Origin of the sequence: Saccharothrix espanaensis DSM 44229, from assembly GCF_000328705.1 — a bacterium.
GTDB classification, from domain to species: Bacteria; Actinomycetota; Actinomycetes; order Mycobacteriales; family Pseudonocardiaceae; genus Actinosynnema; species Actinosynnema espanaense.
In genome coordinates this window covers 8,109,021-8,126,352 of record NC_019673.1, presented here as the reverse complement: position 1 = coordinate 8,126,352, position 17,332 = coordinate 8,109,021, and the positions used below count along the sequence as shown (strand labels likewise).

Below are 17,332 nucleotides of genomic sequence, written 5' to 3'. Positions count from 1 at the left end.
TGGTGCGCGTTGGGGTGCGGGGGTGCGGGGGTGCGCTGGTGCTGAGGTGTCGGGGTGCTGGGGTGTGGTGGGGCGGGGGGCGTCAGGTGTGGGGTGGTGTTTGCCAGCCCAGGGAACGGGAGATGGCGCGGCCACAGGCGCGTACGGCGGGCAGCACGGTGTCGGTGCGGGTGTCGAGCGGGACGACGACGGAGACCGCGGCCACGACGTCGCCGTCCGGACCCCGGACCGGGGCGGCGACGGAGTAGGTGATCGGCTCGATCTGGCGGTCGGAGATGGCGTAGCCGTCGCGGCGGACGGCGGCCAGGGTTTCGCGCAGGGCCTTGGGCGTGCCGATGGTGTGCTTGGTGAACCGCTTGAGCGGGGTCTGGATCGCCTGCTCCTGCACGTCGTGCGGGGCGTGCGCGAGCAGCACGAGGCCGACTCCGGTGGCGTGCAGCGGCATCCGGGAGCCCATCCGGGTCAGCACGCTGACCGCGTCCTTGGCGGCCAGGCGCTCCACGTAGACGACCTCCAGCTCGTCCCGGATGGCCAGTTGCACGTTGTGGTGGGTGACCTCGAAGAGGTCCTCCAGGTAGGGCAGGGCGCGGTCCCTCAGGTCCAGCGCGCCGGGGGAGAGCACGCCCAGCTCCCACAGCCGCAGGCCGATCGTGAAGCGGCCGTCGGCGTCGCGTTCCAGCGCGCGCCACGCGACGAGTTCCCGGACCAGGCGGTGCGTGGTGCTCAGCGGGAGGCCGGAGTGGCGGCTCAGCTCGGAGAGCGTGGCCGACGGGCGTTCCGCGGTGAACACGGCGAGCAGCGTGAACGCCCGGCCGAGGATGGACTTGGGGACTGACACCCGGCCAGTCTGGCAGGCCGGCCCGCTCCCGGCCTTCCGCTGAACGGAAACAGCCCGTCCGGGGGTGCGTGCGACGGATCGTGCGGCGGATGGTGTGGCGGATGGTGTGGCGGATCGTGTGGTTGGTCGTGTGGTGGACCTCACCCTGTGCGCTGGAGTTCGCATGTCGGTCCACTCCGGACACTCGGAGGTGTCACGCCGGAAGCGCGAGCGCCGTGTCCACAGTGGGGTTGTTGCTGGGCATGGTGGTCGGCGCGCGGTTGGCTCGGTGTCTGATGTCGGCGCTGTGTCCGGTATCGGCTCGGAGCGTTCGGCGGGGTGCTGGTCGGGGTGTTCTTGACGCTCGACCTCGGTGCTGTGCTCGGGGTTGGTGGTCGTGGGAGTGGCCGGCGAGGTCGGGGAGTGGCTGACGAGGTCGGGGTCTGGTCGGCGCCGGGGCGGTTGGGATTGGCTGGATGGGTGCGATCTGTGGTCCACTTCCGGGTGGGGCCGTGCTTACTGCGGGTATCGCCTATCCTTGGGGCTGCTGCGCGTTCACCGTGGTCGCCGCGATCGGGGCGGTGGCGGTGGCGACCGTTGGAGCGACCGCCAGGTGAGTGGTACCCCAGGCCGAACGCGGCTGAGGGTGGCTGGGGCGGCGCGTGCTTCGGGCGACCGTTTAGACTGCACATGACTCCACCGTGAGACAAGGGAGATGCGCGTGGCCGACATGACCGTCCAGCTCGTCGCGGTGGAACGCCGCCTGTGGTCAGGAACGGCCACTTCGGTGGTCGCGCAGACGACCGAGGGCGAGATCGGCATCCTGCCCGGCCACGAGCCCGTGCTGGGCCAGCTGGTCGAGGGTGGCGTGGTCCGGATCCGCACGGTGGACAACGAACTGGTGACCGCGGCCGTCCACGGCGGGTTCCTGTCGGTGACGGGTGAGGGAGTGAGCATCCTCGCCGAGGCGGCCGAACTGGCCAACGAGATCGACGTGGACGAGGCCAGGTCGGCGCTCACGAACGCCGACGACGTGGAGCGCGCCAGGGCCATCGCGCGGCTCCGCGCCGCGGGACACTCGGCCTGACGCGGACGAGCGGACAAACGCCGTGGGGATCGCCGAAGTCGTCGGGGTGGTCCTGTTCGTGGCGGTGGTGCTCCTCGCGTACTTCGCGTGGCGCCGGATCCGCCTGCTTCGTGCTGGAGGGGTGCATGTCGCCCTGCGGTCGAGGCTCGACGTGAGCGGTCGGGGATGGCATCTCGGCGTCGGGCACTACCGCGGGGATACGTTCGTGTGGTCGCGGGTGCTGAGCCTGCGCACCGGCCCGGACCGGGTGATCGACCGGGACGGCTTCGAGATCGACGACCGCCGCGAGCCGACGGCGTCGGAGACGTACGCGATGCCGACGGGCGCGGTGGTGCTGAAGTGCAGCGGGGCCAAGGGCGAATCCGTGGAGATCGCCATGGGCCCGGACGCGCTGACCGGCTTCCTGTCCTGGCTGGAATCGGCCCCCCCGGGCCGCTCCATCCCCTGGGCATCCTGAACCCACCGCCGCCCGGTCCTCGTGACCGGGCGGCGGTGTTTTGGGTCGTTGGTGCTGTTTGGCCTGGCTGATCGGCCGGTCATCGCTTGCCGTTGGTTGGTCCGGTCAAGGCGCGTCGACCTGCGGAAATGCTGAAAAGAGTCCTCGCCGGACGGGCGAGCCGCCAAGGATGAGTGGTGCGGTGGGCGTCGTGTCATCCCCGTATGGCCCGGTCGGAGACAACCACCCTTGAGCAGGTAGTGCAAGCGAAGGGCGTGCTTGCACTACCTGCTCAAGCGCGGTTCGCTGGCGCGCGGGCCATACGGGGATGACACGACGCGGTAGGTGGATTGTGCGCTGCGCGCACTGGGTGGTGCGGCTTGCGCGGTTGAGCACCATGGACCCAGGTTCTCGGTCGAGGCTGTGGTGAGGCCGTGCGTTGTGGTTAGGCGTTGCCGCCTGGCTGCCAGAGGACGTCGCCGTCCGGGTTCGCAACCCTCGCGAGGATGAACAGCAGGTCCGACAGGCGGTTCAGGTACTTGGCCGGGAGGGTGTTGGTCGTGTCCGGCTCGGCTTCCAGCAGGGTCCAGGTGCTGCGTTCCGCCCTCCGGGCGATCGTGCGGGCCTGGTGGAGCAGGGCCGCGCCGGGGGTGCCGCCGTTGAGGATGAACGAATCCAGCTTGCCCACCCTGGTGTTGTACTCGTCACACCAGGCTTCCAAGCGGTCCACGTAGGGCTGGGTGATCCGCAGCGGCGGGTGTTCGGGGTTCGGGGCTACCGGGGTGCAGAGGTCCGCGCCCACGTCGAAGAGGTCGTTCTGCACCTTGCGGACGACCTCGCGTACGTCGTCCGCGAGGGCTCCCAGGGCCAGGGCGACGCCCAAGGACGCGTTGGTTTCGTCCACGTCCGCGTACGCGGTGATCCGGGGGGACGTTTTCGGGACGCGGGTGAAGTCGCCGAGGCCCGTGGTGCCGTCGTCGCCTACCCGGGTGTAGATCCTGGTGAGGTGAACCGCCATGCCGAGCACTGTAGGGGGCTCCGGGCACTGGCTTGATTCAGTGCGTCCGTACGATTGCGCCCAGAACCGACTTGAGGAGTTTCCTTGGTGAGCGAGCACTTCCGGGTTCAGGGCGGTGCGCGGCTGGTCGGCGAGGTCGAGGTCGTCGGCGCGAAGAACAGCGTGCTGAAGCTGATGGCCGCCGCGCTGCTGGCGGAGGGCACGACCACCATCACCAACTGCCCGGAGATCCTGGACGTGCCGCTGATGGCGGACGTCCTGCGCAGCCTCGGTTGTGAGGTGACGTTGTCCGGCGACGTGGCGACCATCACCACGCCCGCCGAGCTCAACCACCGCGCCGACTCCGAGGCGATGGGCAAGCTGCGCGCCTCGGTGTGCGTGCTGGGCCCGCTGGTGGGTCGGTGCCGGAGGGCCGTCGTGGCGTTGCCGGGTGGTGACGCGATCGGCTCCCGGCCGCTGGACATGCACCAGAACGGGCTGCGCAAGCTCGGCGCGCACAGCGAGATCGAGCACGGGTGCGTCGTCGCCGAGGCCGAAGGGCTGCACGGCGCGCAGATCTGGCTGGACTTCCCGAGCGTGGGGGCCACCGAGAACATCCTGATGGCCGCCGTGCTGGCGAACGGCACCACGGTCATCGACAACGCCGCGCGCGAGCCCGAGATCGTGGACATCTGCGTGATGCTCCAGGAGATGGGCGCGAAGATCGAAGGCGCGGGCACGTCGACGCTCACGGTCCACGGGGTGGAGTCGTTGCGCCCCACCGAACACCGCGTGATCGGTGACCGGATCGTCGGTGCCACGTGGGCGTTCGCGGCCACGATGACGCGGGGTGACATCACCGTGCGCGGCGTGAACCCGCACCACCTGGACCTGGTGCTGGAGAAGCTGCGGATGGCCGGCGCGGAGGTCACCACGTTCGACGGCTCGGACGGGTCCGGGGTCCAGGGGTTCCGGGTGGTGCAGGACGGGCGTCCGCAGTCGGTGGACTTCGTGACGCTGCCCTACCCCGGCTTCGCCACCGACCTCCAGCCGTTCGCGATCGCGCTGTCGAGCGTGTCCGAGGGCACCTCGATGATCACCGAGAACCTGTTCGAAGCGCGGTTCCGGTTCATCGAGGAGATGGTGCGGATGAGCGCGGACGCCCGGACGGACGGCCACCACGCGGTGGTGCGCGGGGTGGAGCGGTTGTCGAGCGCGCCGGTGTGGGCGTCGGACATCCGGGCGGGGGCCGGCCTGGTCCTGGCCGGTCTGTGCGCGGACGGCGCCACCGAGGTGTACGAGATCTTCCACATCGAGCGCGGGTACCCGGGCTTTGTGGAGAACCTGCGCAAGCTCGGCGCTACGGTCGAGCGCGTCGCACCGTAGAGGCGGCTCCGGAGAGGCACCGTAGAGGTGTGTCGCAGAGGTGTGCCGTAGAGGGGCGCCGTAGGGCGGTGGTGGGGTCAGGTGGCCTGGAAGTGGCGGGCGGTGGCTTCTAGTCGGGCGTGGTAGTCGTGCCACCAGGTGCGGTCGCCTTCGGCCATGTTGTCCACTTCCGCGCGGTGGCCCGCTTGGCCGTCGACCAGTTCTCGGACGATGTCCGCGTGGCCCGCGTGGCGGTTGGTCTCCGCGATCATGTGGATCATGATCTGGTCGAGGGTCACCGTGCGGCGTTCTTCCGGCCACCAGGGGACCTTGCCGGTCGCGTCGGTGTCCAGGGACTCGACCGTGGCGTCCGAGTGGGTCCAGACGCGGCGGTAGAAGGCGATGACGTCCGCTCGGGATTCGTCGGCTGTCGCCCACATGTCCGCGTTCTGCTCCGCGTCGTCGCGCAGGGCCGGGACGTCCTCCGGGAACGGGCGGCCGAAGACGTTGCCCAGGTAGCCGCTCTCCACTGACGCCAGGTGCTTGACCAGGCCCAGCAGGTTGGTTCCGGTCGGGGTGAGCGGACGGCGGATGTCGTACTCGGACAGGCCGTCGAGTTTCCAGACTATGGCTTCCCGGGCCTGTTTCAGGTAGTGGTGCAGGTGTGACTTCGTGGTCATGGGATCAAGGATGGCAGGGGGGTACGACACTGTCGTCGCGGAAGGATGGCGGGGGCTGACGCTGGCCGTCGCGGAAGGGTGGCGGGGGTCTTCGCGGTCAGCGGAGCAGGAGTTTCGCGTTCGCCGCGTCGGCGGGGAAGACCAGCAGGCGGTGCAGGTCGCCACGGGTCGCGATGGTGGTCTTGATGCCCGCCGCGCGCAGGCGTTCCGCCAGGACCCGGGCCGCCTCCGGGGTGGGCACCACGGCCACTTCGGTGAGCAGGCCGAAGTCTTCTCCGGTGTAATCGGGTACGGCACGCCGGTCGTTGCCGAACGCCCAGCGCAGCAGGAGCGCCAGGGCACCGAGGACCACGGCCACGAGCAGGATCTGGATGAGCGCGGTCACGGTGTCCATGCTCCTCCAGCACCGATTCAGTGAGCAACGGCACGCCGGCGGCTGTGTTACTCGTCAGTACGCTACGGGGAACAACGTCGTAGGAGGTTGCCGTGCCGTACCCGGCCGACCGCGAGCGCGACCGCCCGTGGGTGATGCGCACTTACGCGGGACACTCCAGCGCCACCGCCTCGAACGAGCTCTACCGCCGCAACCTGGACAAGGGGCAGACCGGCCTCTCCGTGGCGTTCGACCTGCCCACGCAGACCGGCTACGACCCCGACGACGAACTCGCCCGGGGCGAGGTCGGCAAGGTCGGCGTGCCGATCAGCCACCTCGGCGACATGCGCCGGTTGTTCGACCGGATCCCGCTCGGCGAGGCGAACACCTCGATGACGATCAACGCGACGGCCATGTGGCTGCTCGCGCTCTACGTCAGCGTGGCCGAGGAGCAGGGCGCGGACCGGGCCGCGCTGTCCGGCACGACGCAGAACGACATCATCAAGGAGTACCTCTCCCGGGGCACCTACGTGTTCCCGCCCGGCCCCAGCCTGCGGCTGATCACCGACATGGTCGCGTGGACCGTGTCGAACGTGCCGAAGTGGAACCCGATCAACATCTGCTCGTACCACCTCCAGGAGGTCGGTGCGACGCCGGCGCAGGAGATCGCGTACTCGATGTCGACGGCGATCGCCGTGCTCGACTCGGTGTTCGACTCCGGCCAGGTGCCCGAGGAACGGCGCGGCGAGGTGGTCGCGCGCATCTCGTTCTTCGTCAACGCCGGGGTGCGGTTCATCGAGGAGATGTGCAAGATGCGGGCGTTCGTCCGCATCTGGGACGAGATCACCCGCGACCGCTACGGCATCGAGAACCCCAAGCACCGGCGCTTCCGCTACGGCGTGCAGGTCAACTCGCTGGGGTTGACCGAAGCCCAGCCGGAGAACAACGTGCAGCGGATCGTGCTGGAGATGCTGGCCGTCTCCCTGTCGCGCGACGCGCGTGCGCGGGCGATCCAGCTGCCGGCGTGGAACGAGGCGCTCGGCCTGCCCCGGCCGTGGGACCAGCAGTGGGCGTTGCGGATGCAGCAGGTGCTGGCCTACGAGACGGACCTGCTGGAGTACGACGACCTGTTCGAGGGCTCCAAGGTGGTGGAGGCCAAGGTCGAGGAGATCGTGACGGGCGCGCGGGCCGAGATCGACCGGGTGCAGGCGATGGGCGGCGCGGTCGCGGCCGTCGAGTCCGGGTACATGAAGTCGGCGCTCGTGTCGTCGTTGGCCGATCGGCGCCGGCGGGTCGAGTCCGGCGAAGACGTGGTCGTGGGCGTGAACAAGTTCGCCACCACCGAACCCTCGCCGTTGCAGGCCGAGGGCGCGAACGCCATCGAGACCATCGACCCGATCGTCGAGCAGCACGCCGTGGAAGCCATCCGGCAGTGGCGGGACGGGCGGGACGAGACGCTGGTGGCGTCCACTTTGGACGATCTGCGGGCGGCGGCGAAGACCGACCGGAACCTGGTCGAGTCGACCATCGCGTGCGCCAAGGCCGGCGTCACGACCGGCGAGTGGGCCTCCGCTTTGCGCGGGACGTTCGGCGAGTACCGCGCTCCCACCGGGGTTTCGGCGGCTTCGGCGTCCGGTGAGGCGGGAGCGGAGATCGCGCGGGTGCGCGAGCGGGTGCGGGCCACCGGCGAGGAACTGGGCGAGCGGCTGCGGATCCTGGTCGGCAAGCCGGGGCTGGACGGGCACTCCAACGGCGCGGAGCAGGTCGCCGTCCGGGCCCGTGACGTCGGGTTCGAGGTGGTCTACCAGGGGATCCGGCTCACGCCCGCGCAGATCGTCGCGGCGGCGGTGCAGGAGGACGTGCACGTGGTCGGGCTGTCGATCCTGTCCGGCTCGCACCTGGAGGTCGTGCCGGCGGTGGTGGACGGGCTGCGCGCGGCCGGGGCCGGTGACGTGCCGGTCATCGTCGGGGGCATCGTGCCGCCCGACGACGCCGACAAGCTCCGGGATCGGGGAATCGCCCGAGTGTTCACGCCCAAGGACTACGAGTTGACGCAGATCATGGACGAGATCGTGTCGGTGATTCGTGAGGCGAATGGGTTGTAGGGAGTGGGTGGGGGAGGGGGGCTGCCACCGGGTCCGGAGGGGTCGCTAGGACCCGGAGGGGATGAGGGCTGAGGGGAAGGGTGTGGGGGCCCGAAGGGGTGGGGTGTGGGGCCCTGAAGGGTGGGGTGTGGGGCCCTTGAGGGGTGTGGGGGTTGTGAGGGGTGTCGGGGGTCAGAGGTAGTCCTTTGTGGACTTGATTTCGGCGAAGCCGCCGCTGCGGAGGTTGGTGGCGGTGGCCTGGTAGAGCTGGTCGGCGGTGAGGTCCTCGATGCCGAAGGTGAAGGTCGCGTCCAGGACGACCTTGACGTCGTAGCCCAGGTTCCCGGCCACGCGGGCGGTCGTCTCGACGCACATGTTGGTCTGGATGCCGGCCAGCACGATCTCGGTGATGCCGCGGTTGGTCAGCCACGCGTGCAGGTCGACCTCGCCGTGGAACGCCGAGTTCACCTTCTTCGCGAACATCAGGTCGGGCGCGGCGTCGGCCAGTTCCGGCTTGAACCGGTTGCCGTCCTGGCCGGGGCTCAGCGAGCCCTTGCTGGAGTCGTGGCGCACCAGCACGAGCGGGCCGGTCCACGCGGCGAGGAGGGCGGCGATGTTGGCCTCCGCGTCGGGGTTGTTGCGGGTGCCCCAGGCCGGGGAGTCGAAGCCGCGCTGGACGTCGATCAGGATCAGCACCTTGTTCGTCATGGCTGTAGATCGTGCTGGGTCCGGGGCCGGTGGGGGGAGTGGCGGAACCTGCGCGATCCGGTACTTTCCTGCCATGCTCACGATCGGCGTGCTGGTGTTGCCGGGCAGTCGGACGTTCGACATCTCGGTGGTCGGCGAGGTCTGGGCGGTGCCCCGGGTCGACTCCGGCGTGCCGCCGTCCGAGGTCCGGGTGTGCGCGCCGGGACGGGTCGCCACGCCGACGCACCCGGTGGGCGTCATGCCCGCGACGCACGGGCTGTCCGGGCTGAGGGGGTGCGACCTCGTCGTCGTGCCGGGGCGGGTGGACCCGTTCGCGGAGGTGCCCCGATCGGTGGTCCGGGCGCTGCGGGCGTTCGACGGCACGGTCGCGGCGCTGTGCTCCGGGGCCTTCACGCTGGCCGCGGCCGGGATGCTCGACGGGCGCGCGGCGACCACGCACTGGCGCTTGCTGGATGCGTTGGAGCACAAGGCACCTGCGGCGACGGTGTTGCGGGACGTGCTGTTCGCCGACGAGGGTGACGTGCTGACCTCGGCGGGCGTGGTCGGCGGGCTGGACCTGTGCCTGCACCTGGTGCGGCGGGTGCACGGCGCGGACGTGGCCGCCGCGCTGGCCCGCCGGCTGGTGATGCCGCCGACCCGGGAGGGCGGGCAGCGGCAGTACGTGGACCCGCCGCTGCCGCACCGGACCGAGCGCGGCGGGCTGTCGGCCACGGTCGACTGGGCGGTGGGCAGGCTGGCCGAGCCGATCGGCGTCGGCGACCTCGCGGTGCACGCGGGGCTGAGCGAGCGGACGTTCCACCGGGTGTTCCTGGCCGCCACCGGCAGCACGCCGGGGCGGTGGTTGCAGACCCAGCGGGTGCTGCTGGCGCAACGGTTGCTGGAGACCACGGACCTGACCGTGCACCGGGTGGCCGAGCGGTCCGGGCTGGGCACCGCCGCGAACCTGCGGCGGCGGCTGCGGGCCGAACTCGGTGTCGCGCCCGACGCCTACCGCCGCACGTTCCGGGTGCCTACGGCCTCGTGACGACGATGACCCCGCCCTGCTCGTCCACCAGCAGGCGGTTGCCCAGCGGCGCGGCCAGCGGCACCCGGTAGGGCTGGGTGGTCACGGCGAGCGTGCGCGCGCAGTTCCCGACCTCGCCGATCGTCCGCACGCCCACCGTGACGGTGCCGGCGGTCTCCTGGACCACGGCCTCGTTGCGGGCGGGGGCGTCGCCGGGGCACGGTGCCGGCGCGGCGGGCATCGACACCGTCAGCTCGCGGTCCGTCGCGGTCGCCTGGTCGGTGGAGATCGCCGGGCGCACCTCGCCGGGCTTCCAGAATGCCCCGGGCTCCAGCGCGGGCCACGCGAGCACGCTGCCCGCCTCACTGGTGAACCGCCACGCGGGCAGCGTCCACGGGCCCCGGTCGGTGGGGAACTCGGCGGTGCCGAACTCGACGCTGACCAGGGTCGACGTGGTGGTGGGAGCGGTTCTTCGGGGCATGCGGTTCAGGGCGTCGGACGAGCCGATCAGGGGGAGGGTGGGGCGGGTGCCGTCGGGGAGGGCCACGGGGGCCGGTTGGGGTGTTGGAGGGTGTTGTGCGGTGAAGTTGAGGCCGCTGTCGACCTTGTCGTCACCGCGCAGGCCGTCCACGACTTGGAGCAGGTCGCCGATCAGGACGATCGGGCGTGGGGCGGTGGTCGCCGGGAAGTCGTCCGGTGTGGTGCTGAGCGGGGCGGCGGTGTTGCCGCCGGACGCGCAGCCGGTGAGCAGCACGGCCAAGGCCAACACTCGCAGTCTCATGACCGGAGGACGGAACGTGCGGGGAGAGCGGTTGCACGTCGGCTACATGCGTGTGGCCGCGATGACGCCGCCGTCGCCGTCCAGGAGCAGGCGGTTGCCCAGCGGCTTCTTGAGCGTCACCTCGTGCACCTCGGTGAGGATGGCCAGGTTGCGCCGGCAGTCGCCGACGTGACCCCTCGGGTGCAGGCCCACTGTGATGGTGCTGTCGGTTTCCCGGATGACGGGCACGTGGCGGGCGGGTGAGTCGCCGCGGCACGCCGCCGGTGGGGCCTGCGTGGTCACGGACAGGCGTTCGCCGACGACGCGCGCCGGTTCGCGCACCGTCGCCGGGCGCACCTCCCCGAGCTTCCAGAACGTGCCGGGCTCCAGCGCCGGCCACGCCGGCACGCTGCCCGCCTCGGTGGTGAACCTCCACGCGGGCAGCGATCGCAGGCCGCGGTCGGTCGCGTACCCGGACATGCCGAACTCGGCGGAGACCAGCCGGACCGGGTCGCCGGTGCCGCGGCTCATGGCCCGCACGGCGTCGGCGGAGCCGATCATCGGCATGGTGGCCGGTATTCGGCCCGGCAGGGCGACTTCGGCGGGCGCGGGGGTCGGCGGGTGCTGCCCGGCGAACTCGAACGCGGCGTCGAGCCGGTCGCCGTCGCGCAGTCCGTCCTCGGCGTTCAGGGCCTCGCCGATCAGCACGACCGGGCGCGGCGCGGCGTCCACCGGGAAGTCGACCGGCGGGCCGCCGGCGGGCGTCGTCACGGCGGCGGGTTCGCCGGCCGTGCAGCCGGCGAGCAGCACGGCCAGGGCGAGCACGAGCGGTCTCATGGCCTCAGGACGGAGTGCGCCGCGCGGCCGGTTGCACCGCCGACTACGGTCGGGACATGGCCGAATACCAGCACATTCGCGTCGAACCGGCGGACGGCGTCGTGCGCGTCACGATGGACCGGGCCCGCAAGCGGAACTCGCTGTCCGCCGAGCACCTGGCGGAGCTGCTCTCGGCGTTCCGCGCGATCGCGGCGACCGACGCGGCCGGGGTCGTCCTGGCCGGTGAGGGCCCGGTGTTCTCGGCCGGCCACGACTTCGCCGACGTCGCCGCCCGCGACCTGGAGGGCGTGCGCGACCTGCTGACCCTGTGCACGGACCTGATGCGCACCATCGAATCCGTGCCGCAGGTCGTCATCGCGCGGGTGCACGGCCTGGCCACGGCCGCCGGCTGCCAGCTCGTCGCGTCCTGCGACCTGGCGGTGGCGTCCGAGGACGCCGGGTTCGCCCTGCCGGGCGGCAAGGCCGGCTGGTTCTGCCACACGCCGGCGGTGCCGGTGGCGCGGGCCGTCGGGCGCAAGCGGCTGATGGAGCTCGCGCTGACCGGCGACGTGATCGACGCGCGGACCGCCGAGCAGTGGGGGCTGGTCAACAAGGTGGTGCCGGCCGCCGAGCTGGACGACGCCGTCGCCGACCTGCTGGGCCGGGCCACCCGCGGCAGCCGGGCGAGCAAGGCGTTGGGCAAGCAGACCCTCTACGCCCAGCTGGACCGGCCCGAGGCCGACGCGTACGCCATCGCCGTCGAGGTGATGGCCGCCGCGTCCCAGACGCCCGCCGCGAAGGAGGGCATGGTGTCGTTCCTGGAGAAGCGCCCGGCGGAGTGGACCGACTAGACCCGCTTGTAGTACATCGTGGTCGGCCGCAGCTCGCCGGTCGGGTCGGCCGCGTAGTCCGGGATCACGCCCACCTCGGTCCAGCCCGCCGACCGGAACAGCGCCTCGGCGGGCGACCCGGTCTTGGTGGCCAGGGTGAGCAGGCTCGCGCCCCGGTCCGCCGCGCACTTCTCGGCCGCCGCCAGCAGTTCCCGGCCCAGCCCGGCGCGGCGGGCCCGCCGCAGCACGATCAGCTTGATGATCTTCGCGCGGTGCGTGCCGTTGAGCGTGGTGGTGAACCGGACCTGGACGGTGCCCTCGACGCGCCCGTCGACCCGGGCCACCCACACCGACAGCACGCCGTTGGCCACGGCCGCCGCGCGGGCCCGCCACCACGACACGGCGTGCGGCCGGGGCAGCGGGGCCAGGAAACCGACCGACGCGCCGTCGGCCACGGCGTCGGTGAGCAGGTCCGCGAGCTCGCCCGCGTCCGCCAGCACGTCGGCGGACAGCAACTCCACGACGTCCCTCACGGCTGCGCGTTCTCGTGCAGCAGGAGCAGGGTGTAGGCGGCGATCGACTGGGCGTCGGTGATGTCGCCGCGCGCCACCATCGCCTCGAACTCCGCGCGCGGGAACCACGCCGAGCGCATGTCCTGCTCCTCGTGCTCCCGCTCGTGGAAGCCCTCGGTGAGCCGGGTCGCCAGGAACACCCGGCCGCGCTGGCTGGACATGCCGGCCGCGACGTCGAGCAGGCCCAGCTCGACCAGCTCCCCGGCGCGCAGGCCGGTCTCCTCGCGCAGCTCGCGCGCGGCGAGCGCGAGCGGCTCCTCGTCCTCCCCCTCCGGCGCGGTGCCCTGGGGGAACTCCCAGCGCCTCATGCCCAGCGGGTAGCGGTACTGCTCGACCAGCCGCAGGCGTTCCCCGTCCAGCGGGATGACCAGCGCGTAGTCGGGCTTGTCGACCACGCCGTAGATGCCGGTCGTGCCGTCGGCACGTCGGATCGGGTCCTCGCGGACCGTCATCCAAGGGTTCGCGTACACCTCACGCGATCCGAGGGTTTCCACGTTCATTCTCCCTGTGCCGGCGATGGGGCCAGCTTCGAGTGGCGGCGTCCGTAGGCGAAGTACACCACCAACCCCACCACGGACCAGATCCCGAACGCCAACCACGTCACGGGCGCGAGCCCGGCGACCAGCAGCACGCACAGGGCGAGCCCGAGCAGCGGCACCACCGGCACCCACGGCGTGCGGAACCCGCGCGGCAGGTCCGGCCGTGACCTCCGCAGCACAACCACACCCACGTTGACCAGCCCGAACGCGACCAGGGTTCCGATGCTGGTGGCTTCCGCGAGCTGGCCGAGCGGCACCAGCGCGGCCGGCACCGCGACGACCACGCCGACGATCACCGTGTTGGCGGTGGGCACCCGGCGCACGCCGACCCGGGAGAACACCTTCGGCACCAGGCCGTCGCGGGACATCGCCACCAGCACCCGCGTCTGTCCGTAGAGGACGGTCAGCACCACCGAGGCGATCGCGACCACCGCGCCGGCGGACAGGATCGTGGCGGGCCACGCCTGGTCGGTGAGCTGCCGCAGCACCGCGGCCAGCGACGCGTCCGAGCCGGTGAGCACGTCGACGCCGGCCGCGCCCACGGCGGTCAGCGCGACCAGCACGTAGACCACGGTCACGATCGCCAGCGAGATCACGATGGCGCGCGGCAGGTCCCGCTGGGGGTTCTTGGCCTCCTCGCCCGCCGTGGACGCCGCGTCGAACCCGATGAACGAGAAGAACACCAGCGACGCGGCCCCGGTGATGCCCGCGACCCCGGCCGGCGCGAACGGGGTGAGGTTCCGGGTCTGGAACCCGAACACCGCCACCACCACGAAGAACAGCAGCACCAGGACCTTGAGCGCGGTCGTCACGGTGGTGACCGCCGCGCTCTCCTTGACCCCGCCCAGCAGCACGCCCATCGCCAGCAGCACGACGACCGCGGCGGGCAGGTTGACCACCTCGCCGGACAGCGCGGCCGGCAGCTGGACGCCCAGTGTGGCGTCCAGGAAGGCGTTGAGGTACCCGCTCCACCCCACCGCCACGGCCGCGACGGACACCCCGTACTCCAGCAGCAGGCACCACCCGCACACCCACGCGACCAACTCACCGAGCGTGGCGTAGGTGTAGGAGTAGGCCGACCCGGCGACCGGCACCGCGCCCGCGAGCTCGGCGTAGGACAGCGCGGAGAACAGCGCGGCCAGCGCGGCGACCACGAACGACACCGCCACCGCCGGCCCGGCGACCGGGGCGGCCTGGCCGAGGACGACGAAGATGCCGGTGCCCAGCGTCGCGCCGACCGACAGCGCGATCAGCGGGACCAGGCCGAGCGAGCGGTGCAGCGGGGTGTGGTCGCCGTCGCCGGTGAGCTGGTCGACGGGCTTGGTGCGCAGGAGTGACACGGCGCTCGACGGTACCTGCCGGTGGCACCCCGCTCGCACCCCGTAGCCTGTCGGCCGTGCGCCTCGTCATCGCTCGCTGTCAGGTCGACTACGTCGGACGCCTCACGGCCCATCTCCCGATGGCCCAGCGCCTGCTGCTGATCAAGGCGGACGGCTCGGTGTCCATCCACTCCGACGACCGGGCGTTCAAGCCGTTGAACTGGATGAGCCCGCCGTGCTGGCTCATCGAGGACCCGGACCTGTGGGTGGTGCAGAACAAGGCGGGCGAGAAGCTGATCATCACCTTGGTCGAGGTGCTGCACGACTCGAAGCACGAGCTGGGTCCCGAGCCGGGCCTGGTGAAGGACGGCGTCGAGTCGGACCTGCAGAAGCTGCTGGCCGAGCACGTGACCACGCTCGGTGACGGCTGGACGCTGGTGCGCCGCGAGTTCCCGACCCCGATCGGCCCGGTCGACCTGATGTGCCGGGACGCGACCGGCGGTTCGGTGGCGGTGGAGATCAAGCGCCGCGGCGAGATCGACGGCGTCGAGCAGCTCACCCGCTACCTCGAACTGCTCAACCGGGACCCGCTGCTCGCGCCGGTCCGGGGCGTGTTCGCCGCGCAGCAGATCAAGCCCCAGGCCCGGACGCTGGCCGAGGACCGCGGCATCCGGTGCGTGGTGCTGGACTACGACGCGTTGCGCGGCATCGAGTCCGCCGAGTTCCGGCTGTTCTGACGGCTCAGCCGCGCCAGTCCGGCGACAGCACGGTCAGCGCCCCTTCGAGGCAGGCGTTGATGGCGTCGAGGTCGTCCTGCCACGCGGGCGGCATCGTTTGCGGGTGCAGTGCGGTCGTGCCGCTGGTGAGCCTGCTCTCCAGGTAGGCCACGTGCTGCTCGCGGTAGAGGCGGTCCTGCTCGGCGGCGATCACGGCGTCGAGCTGGACGACCTTCTCGTGCGCCTCGCGCAGTTGGGCGGCGACGGTGGCGACGACCGTCTCCACGCCCGCCAGTTCGGCGGTCCGGGCTTCGACGAGGTGGCCGAGTTCGGTGTAGCGGGCCGACTCGCGCAGCAGGGCGTGGTCGGCGGCCGTGCCCAGCAGCAGCAGCGCCGCCCGCCAGACGGCGCCGTGGGCGTCGTGCAGCTTGTCGGCGGTCAGCCAGCCGGTGCGGGCGGCCAGGCTGTTCCACATCCCGTCGAGGTGCTCGGCCAGCTCGCGGCCTAGTCTGCGGTAGGAGCCCGGCAGGTGGCGGAAGTGGGCGGTGGTGACCTGCGAGATCCGCCAGCTCGGGCCGAACCTGACCAGCGCCTGCCGCTTCATGTGCTGGTGGACCGCCGGCGGTGTGGCGACGCTGAGCATCAACATCAGCACAATGCCCGGAAGCCCTAATAATGCGGTCAATGGCGAGTAGACGACCAGGCAGCCCAACCCCGCCGGGTACAGCGTTATCGGGTCCATCCGGGCTATGCGCAGTTCGAGCGACTGCTTTCGGGGTTCGACCACGATCCAGGAAACGATCCCGGCCGGTCGCAGGTGGGTGATGTGCACGGGTCGCCAGATGTCCACGAAGCCTCCGGGTCGACCTGTCGAAAAACCCCCAGTCGGATGCGCTCCGACCTTACACCGGAAGCTATTCGAGAGGGGCTCGCGAAAAGTTCTGCGCTACGGGCGCGGCCGGTCGGCGGTGGTCCGGGGCGAGTACGCCGTTCGGCCGCGTGGCAGCGCGCAATTCGCGATATACGCTGACGGCCCGGCGAATCGACTTGGGGAGGCACCGTGCCTGGACGAAGACCCCGGCCACTCCTCGCGCTGATCGCCGTGCTGCTCGGCCTGACGGTGGCCTGCGAATCCGAGCCGGCGATGAGCCCGGTGCCGGTGGCGGCGGGCAGTTCCACGGCTTCCCCGGCGGCGGCCCGGCTGGTGACCCAGCCGAAGTCCGCCAAAGCCGGTGACGAGGTCCGGCTCAGCGGTGAGGGATATCCCGCCAACAGCCGAGTCGTGTTCACCTTTCACGGGCAGCGGGTCGGTGATGCGGCGACGGATGGCGCGGGCCGGTTCGCCGGGGTGTTGGTGAAGGTGCCGGATTCCTTCCAGACTTCCGCTCCCGGTACCCAATTCGTCATCGGCGCGACATCGGGGCCGTACTACGCCGAGACGCCGTTCGTGATCACCCGCTGATCGTCCCGGGGGTGATCGGCCGGTGCCGGGTCGTCGAACACCGAGAGGTCGACGTAGGACTTGACCAGCCCGGCGTCGATCCGGCCGGGGTAGATGCGGCCGTGGTTCCAGCGGTAGAACGCGATGCCCGCGCGGACGTCGTCCTCCTCGCCGGAGAGCACGTACCCGGCCGCCGCCGCGCGGTCCTGGAGGCCGTGCACCAGGTCGACCGGGCCGGCGCACCACGTGCGTGACGGCCCGACCACCTCCGCCGCGCCCGCCAGGTAGGCCGCGGCCTCCGGTCGCCGTGCGCCCGGCCGCGTCGCCGGGACGAACAGGAACGGCAGGTGCTCCGGGTAGTCCTGCCCGCGCGCGTCGGTGAGCGCGGCCGTCGCGTGTGCGCGCCCGGCGGCGGCACCGCCGGCGTAGTCCTCGTCGCCGACCTGGTGGTAGAGCAGCACCAGGCGGCCCGCCGCGCGGTGCGCGGTCAGCGCGCCCGGCCGGTGGCTGACGCACCGGGGGTCGTCCGGGTAGCCGATGTGCCGGATCAGGAACCGCAGTTCGTAACCACCGGTTCGGGTGTAGTCGTCCAGCAGCCACGGCTTGAGCTCGCGGGCCGTGTACTCGACGCCGTACGCGCTGACTACGGGCGTCTGGTCGGGGCTGTCGGGATCGGGGATCACGCCCGGGAGTACGCGGTGTGGCCGCGGGTAGTTCAGATCGGCGAAGACCGCCCGATTGCACTACGGTCGGCATGATCGGCTGTGGGTTAATGTCTGTTGTTGTTCG

Annotated in this window: 20 protein-coding genes; 8 read left to right on the top strand and 12 right to left on the bottom strand. The window is 71.4% G+C overall.

What is annotated here, in order from left to right; all coding sequences use genetic code 11:
• Positions 1-82 precede the first annotated feature (82 nt).
• Entirely contained in the window at positions 83-1,003 is a 921-nt protein-coding gene (locus tag BN6_RS35510) for an IclR family transcriptional regulator (protein WP_015104691.1), read from the bottom strand.
• A 535-nt stretch (positions 1,004-1,538) separates the two neighbouring features.
• Here BN6_RS35510 and BN6_RS35505 point away from each other — a divergent pair.
• Both BN6_RS35505 and BN6_RS35500 read left to right on the top strand, forming a co-directional pair.
• Entirely contained in the window at positions 1,539-1,904 is a 366-nt protein-coding gene (locus BN6_RS35505; RefSeq protein ID WP_041319151.1) for a F0F1 ATP synthase subunit epsilon, read from the top strand.
• Between the two features lie 22 nt (positions 1,905-1,926).
• Positions 1,927-2,361, top strand: coding sequence for a DUF2550 domain-containing protein (locus BN6_RS35500; RefSeq protein ID WP_015104688.1), 435 nt, complete (start codon positions 1,927-1,929; stop codon positions 2,359-2,361).
• A 424-nt stretch (positions 2,362-2,785) separates the two neighbouring features.
• On the opposite strand, the gene BN6_RS35495 is transcribed toward BN6_RS35500, so the two are convergent.
• On the bottom strand, positions 2,786-3,358 hold the full coding sequence (locus BN6_RS35495; RefSeq protein ID WP_015104687.1) for a cob(I)yrinic acid a,c-diamide adenosyltransferase: 573 nt from the start codon (positions 3,356-3,358) through the stop codon (positions 2,786-2,788).
• 87 nt (positions 3,359-3,445) lie between these two features.
• Here BN6_RS35495 and murA point away from each other — a divergent pair, with 87 nt between their 5' ends.
• Entirely contained in the window at positions 3,446-4,723 is a 1,278-nt protein-coding gene (gene murA, locus BN6_RS35490; RefSeq protein ID WP_015104686.1) for a UDP-N-acetylglucosamine 1-carboxyvinyltransferase, read from the top strand.
• A 77-nt stretch (positions 4,724-4,800) separates the two neighbouring features.
• Here murA and BN6_RS35485 read toward each other — a convergent pair whose 3' ends face one another.
• Positions 4,801-5,382: a DinB family protein gene (locus tag BN6_RS35485; RefSeq protein ID WP_015104685.1), complete on the bottom strand. Its 582-nt coding sequence runs from the start codon at positions 5,380-5,382 to the stop codon at positions 4,801-4,803.
• A 97-nt stretch (positions 5,383-5,479) separates the two neighbouring features.
• Positions 5,480-5,776, bottom strand: a complete 297-nt coding sequence (locus tag BN6_RS35480; protein WP_015104684.1) for a hypothetical protein — start codon at positions 5,774-5,776, stop codon at positions 5,480-5,482.
• Between the two features lie 92 nt (positions 5,777-5,868).
• Between BN6_RS35480 and BN6_RS35475 the strand changes: the two genes are divergently transcribed.
• A complete protein-coding gene (locus BN6_RS35475; RefSeq protein ID WP_015104683.1) occupies positions 5,869-7,860 on the top strand; it encodes a protein meaA in 1,992 nt (663 codons plus the stop codon).
• A 171-nt stretch (positions 7,861-8,031) separates the two neighbouring features.
• On the opposite strand, the gene BN6_RS35470 is transcribed toward BN6_RS35475, so the two are convergent.
• Positions 8,032-8,547, bottom strand: a complete 516-nt coding sequence (locus BN6_RS35470) for a cysteine hydrolase family protein (protein ID WP_015104682.1) — start codon at positions 8,545-8,547, stop codon at positions 8,032-8,034.
• Between the two features lie 73 nt (positions 8,548-8,620).
• Between BN6_RS35470 and BN6_RS35465 the strand changes: the two genes are divergently transcribed.
• A complete protein-coding gene (locus tag BN6_RS35465) occupies positions 8,621-9,571 on the top strand; it encodes a GlxA family transcriptional regulator (protein ID WP_015104681.1) in 951 nt (316 codons plus the stop codon).
• Here the strand turns inward: BN6_RS35465 and BN6_RS35460 are convergent.
• Both BN6_RS35460 and BN6_RS35455 read right to left on the bottom strand, forming a co-directional pair.
• The gene (locus tag BN6_RS35460; protein WP_015104680.1) at positions 9,558-10,331 is read right to left on the bottom strand and encodes a hypothetical protein; all 774 of its coding nucleotides are present in this window, start codon (positions 10,329-10,331) and stop codon (positions 9,558-9,560) included. The genes BN6_RS35465 and BN6_RS35460 overlap by 14 nt on opposite strands.
• Before the next feature lie 42 nt (positions 10,332-10,373).
• The gene (locus BN6_RS35455) at positions 10,374-11,147 is read right to left on the bottom strand and encodes a hypothetical protein (RefSeq protein WP_015104679.1); all 774 of its coding nucleotides are present in this window, start codon (positions 11,145-11,147) and stop codon (positions 10,374-10,376) included.
• Between the two features lie 56 nt (positions 11,148-11,203).
• On the opposite strand from BN6_RS35455, the gene BN6_RS35450 reads away from it, so the two are divergent.
• Positions 11,204-11,977, top strand: coding sequence for an enoyl-CoA hydratase-related protein (locus BN6_RS35450; RefSeq protein WP_041319148.1), 774 nt, complete (start codon positions 11,204-11,206; stop codon positions 11,975-11,977).
• Here BN6_RS35450 and BN6_RS35445 read toward each other — a convergent pair.
• From BN6_RS35445 to BN6_RS35435, 3 genes are read right to left on the bottom strand one after another with little or no spacing between them, the layout of a single operon-like run.
• On the bottom strand, positions 11,974-12,489 hold the full coding sequence (locus BN6_RS35445; RefSeq protein ID WP_015104677.1) for a GNAT family N-acetyltransferase: 516 nt from the start codon (positions 12,487-12,489) through the stop codon (positions 11,974-11,976). The genes BN6_RS35450 and BN6_RS35445 overlap by 4 nt on opposite strands.
• Positions 12,486-13,022, bottom strand: a complete 537-nt coding sequence (locus tag BN6_RS35440) for an NUDIX domain-containing protein (protein WP_015104676.1) — start codon at positions 13,020-13,022, stop codon at positions 12,486-12,488. The genes BN6_RS35445 and BN6_RS35440 overlap by 4 nt, the downstream gene beginning before the upstream one ends.
• Positions 13,023-13,024: 2 nt before the next feature.
• Positions 13,025-14,407, bottom strand: a complete 1,383-nt coding sequence (locus tag BN6_RS35435; protein WP_231904831.1) for an amino acid permease — start codon at positions 14,405-14,407, stop codon at positions 13,025-13,027.
• Positions 14,408-14,463: 56 nt separating this feature from the next.
• Between BN6_RS35435 and nucS the strand changes: the two genes are divergently transcribed.
• The gene (nucS, locus tag BN6_RS35430; protein ID WP_041315241.1) at positions 14,464-15,123 is read left to right on the top strand and encodes an endonuclease NucS; all 660 of its coding nucleotides are present in this window, start codon (positions 14,464-14,466) and stop codon (positions 15,121-15,123) included.
• 4 nt (positions 15,124-15,127) lie between these two features.
• On the opposite strand, the gene BN6_RS35425 is transcribed toward nucS, so the two are convergent.
• Complete coding sequence (locus BN6_RS35425) at positions 15,128-15,952, bottom strand: hypothetical protein (RefSeq protein WP_148303145.1); 825 nt, start codon at positions 15,950-15,952, stop codon at positions 15,128-15,130.
• A 252-nt stretch (positions 15,953-16,204) separates the two neighbouring features.
• Between BN6_RS35425 and BN6_RS35420 the strand changes: the two genes are divergently transcribed.
• Positions 16,205-16,564: a hypothetical protein gene (locus tag BN6_RS35420; protein ID WP_041315234.1), complete on the top strand. Its 360-nt coding sequence runs from the start codon at positions 16,205-16,207 to the stop codon at positions 16,562-16,564.
• On the opposite strand, the gene BN6_RS35415 is transcribed toward BN6_RS35420, so the two are convergent.
• Complete coding sequence (locus tag BN6_RS35415; protein ID WP_015104671.1) at positions 16,531-17,226, bottom strand: hypothetical protein; 696 nt, start codon at positions 17,224-17,226, stop codon at positions 16,531-16,533. The genes BN6_RS35420 and BN6_RS35415 overlap by 34 nt on opposite strands.
• Positions 17,227-17,332: the final 106 nt, after the last annotated feature.

Excerpts from the sequence above, each read along its gene's own strand:
- BN6_RS35510 (WP_015104691.1), bottom strand. The coding sequence starts at position 1,003 with ATGCGAACTCCAGCGCACAGGGTGAGGTCCACCACACGACCAACCACA.
- BN6_RS35485 (WP_015104685.1), bottom strand. The coding sequence starts at position 5,382 with ATGACCACGAAGTCACACCTGCACCACTACCTGAAACAGGCCCGGGAA.
- BN6_RS35450 (WP_041319148.1), top strand. The coding sequence starts at position 11,204 with ATGGCCGAATACCAGCACATTCGCGTCGAACCGGCGGACGGCGTCGTG.
- BN6_RS35460 (WP_015104680.1), bottom strand. The coding sequence starts at position 10,331 with ATGAGACTGCGAGTGTTGGCCTTGGCCGTGCTGCTCACCGGCTGCGCG.
- BN6_RS35465 (WP_015104681.1), top strand. The coding sequence starts at position 8,621 with ATGCTCACGATCGGCGTGCTGGTGTTGCCGGGCAGTCGGACGTTCGAC.
- BN6_RS35470 (WP_015104682.1), bottom strand. The coding sequence starts at position 8,547 with ATGACGAACAAGGTGCTGATCCTGATCGACGTCCAGCGCGGCTTCGAC.
- BN6_RS35480 (WP_015104684.1), bottom strand. The coding sequence starts at position 5,776 with ATGGACACCGTGACCGCGCTCATCCAGATCCTGCTCGTGGCCGTGGTC.
- BN6_RS35495 (WP_015104687.1), bottom strand. The coding sequence starts at position 3,358 with ATGGCGGTTCACCTCACCAGGATCTACACCCGGGTAGGCGACGACGGC.
- BN6_RS35455 (WP_015104679.1), bottom strand. The coding sequence starts at position 11,147 with ATGAGACCGCTCGTGCTCGCCCTGGCCGTGCTGCTCGCCGGCTGCACG.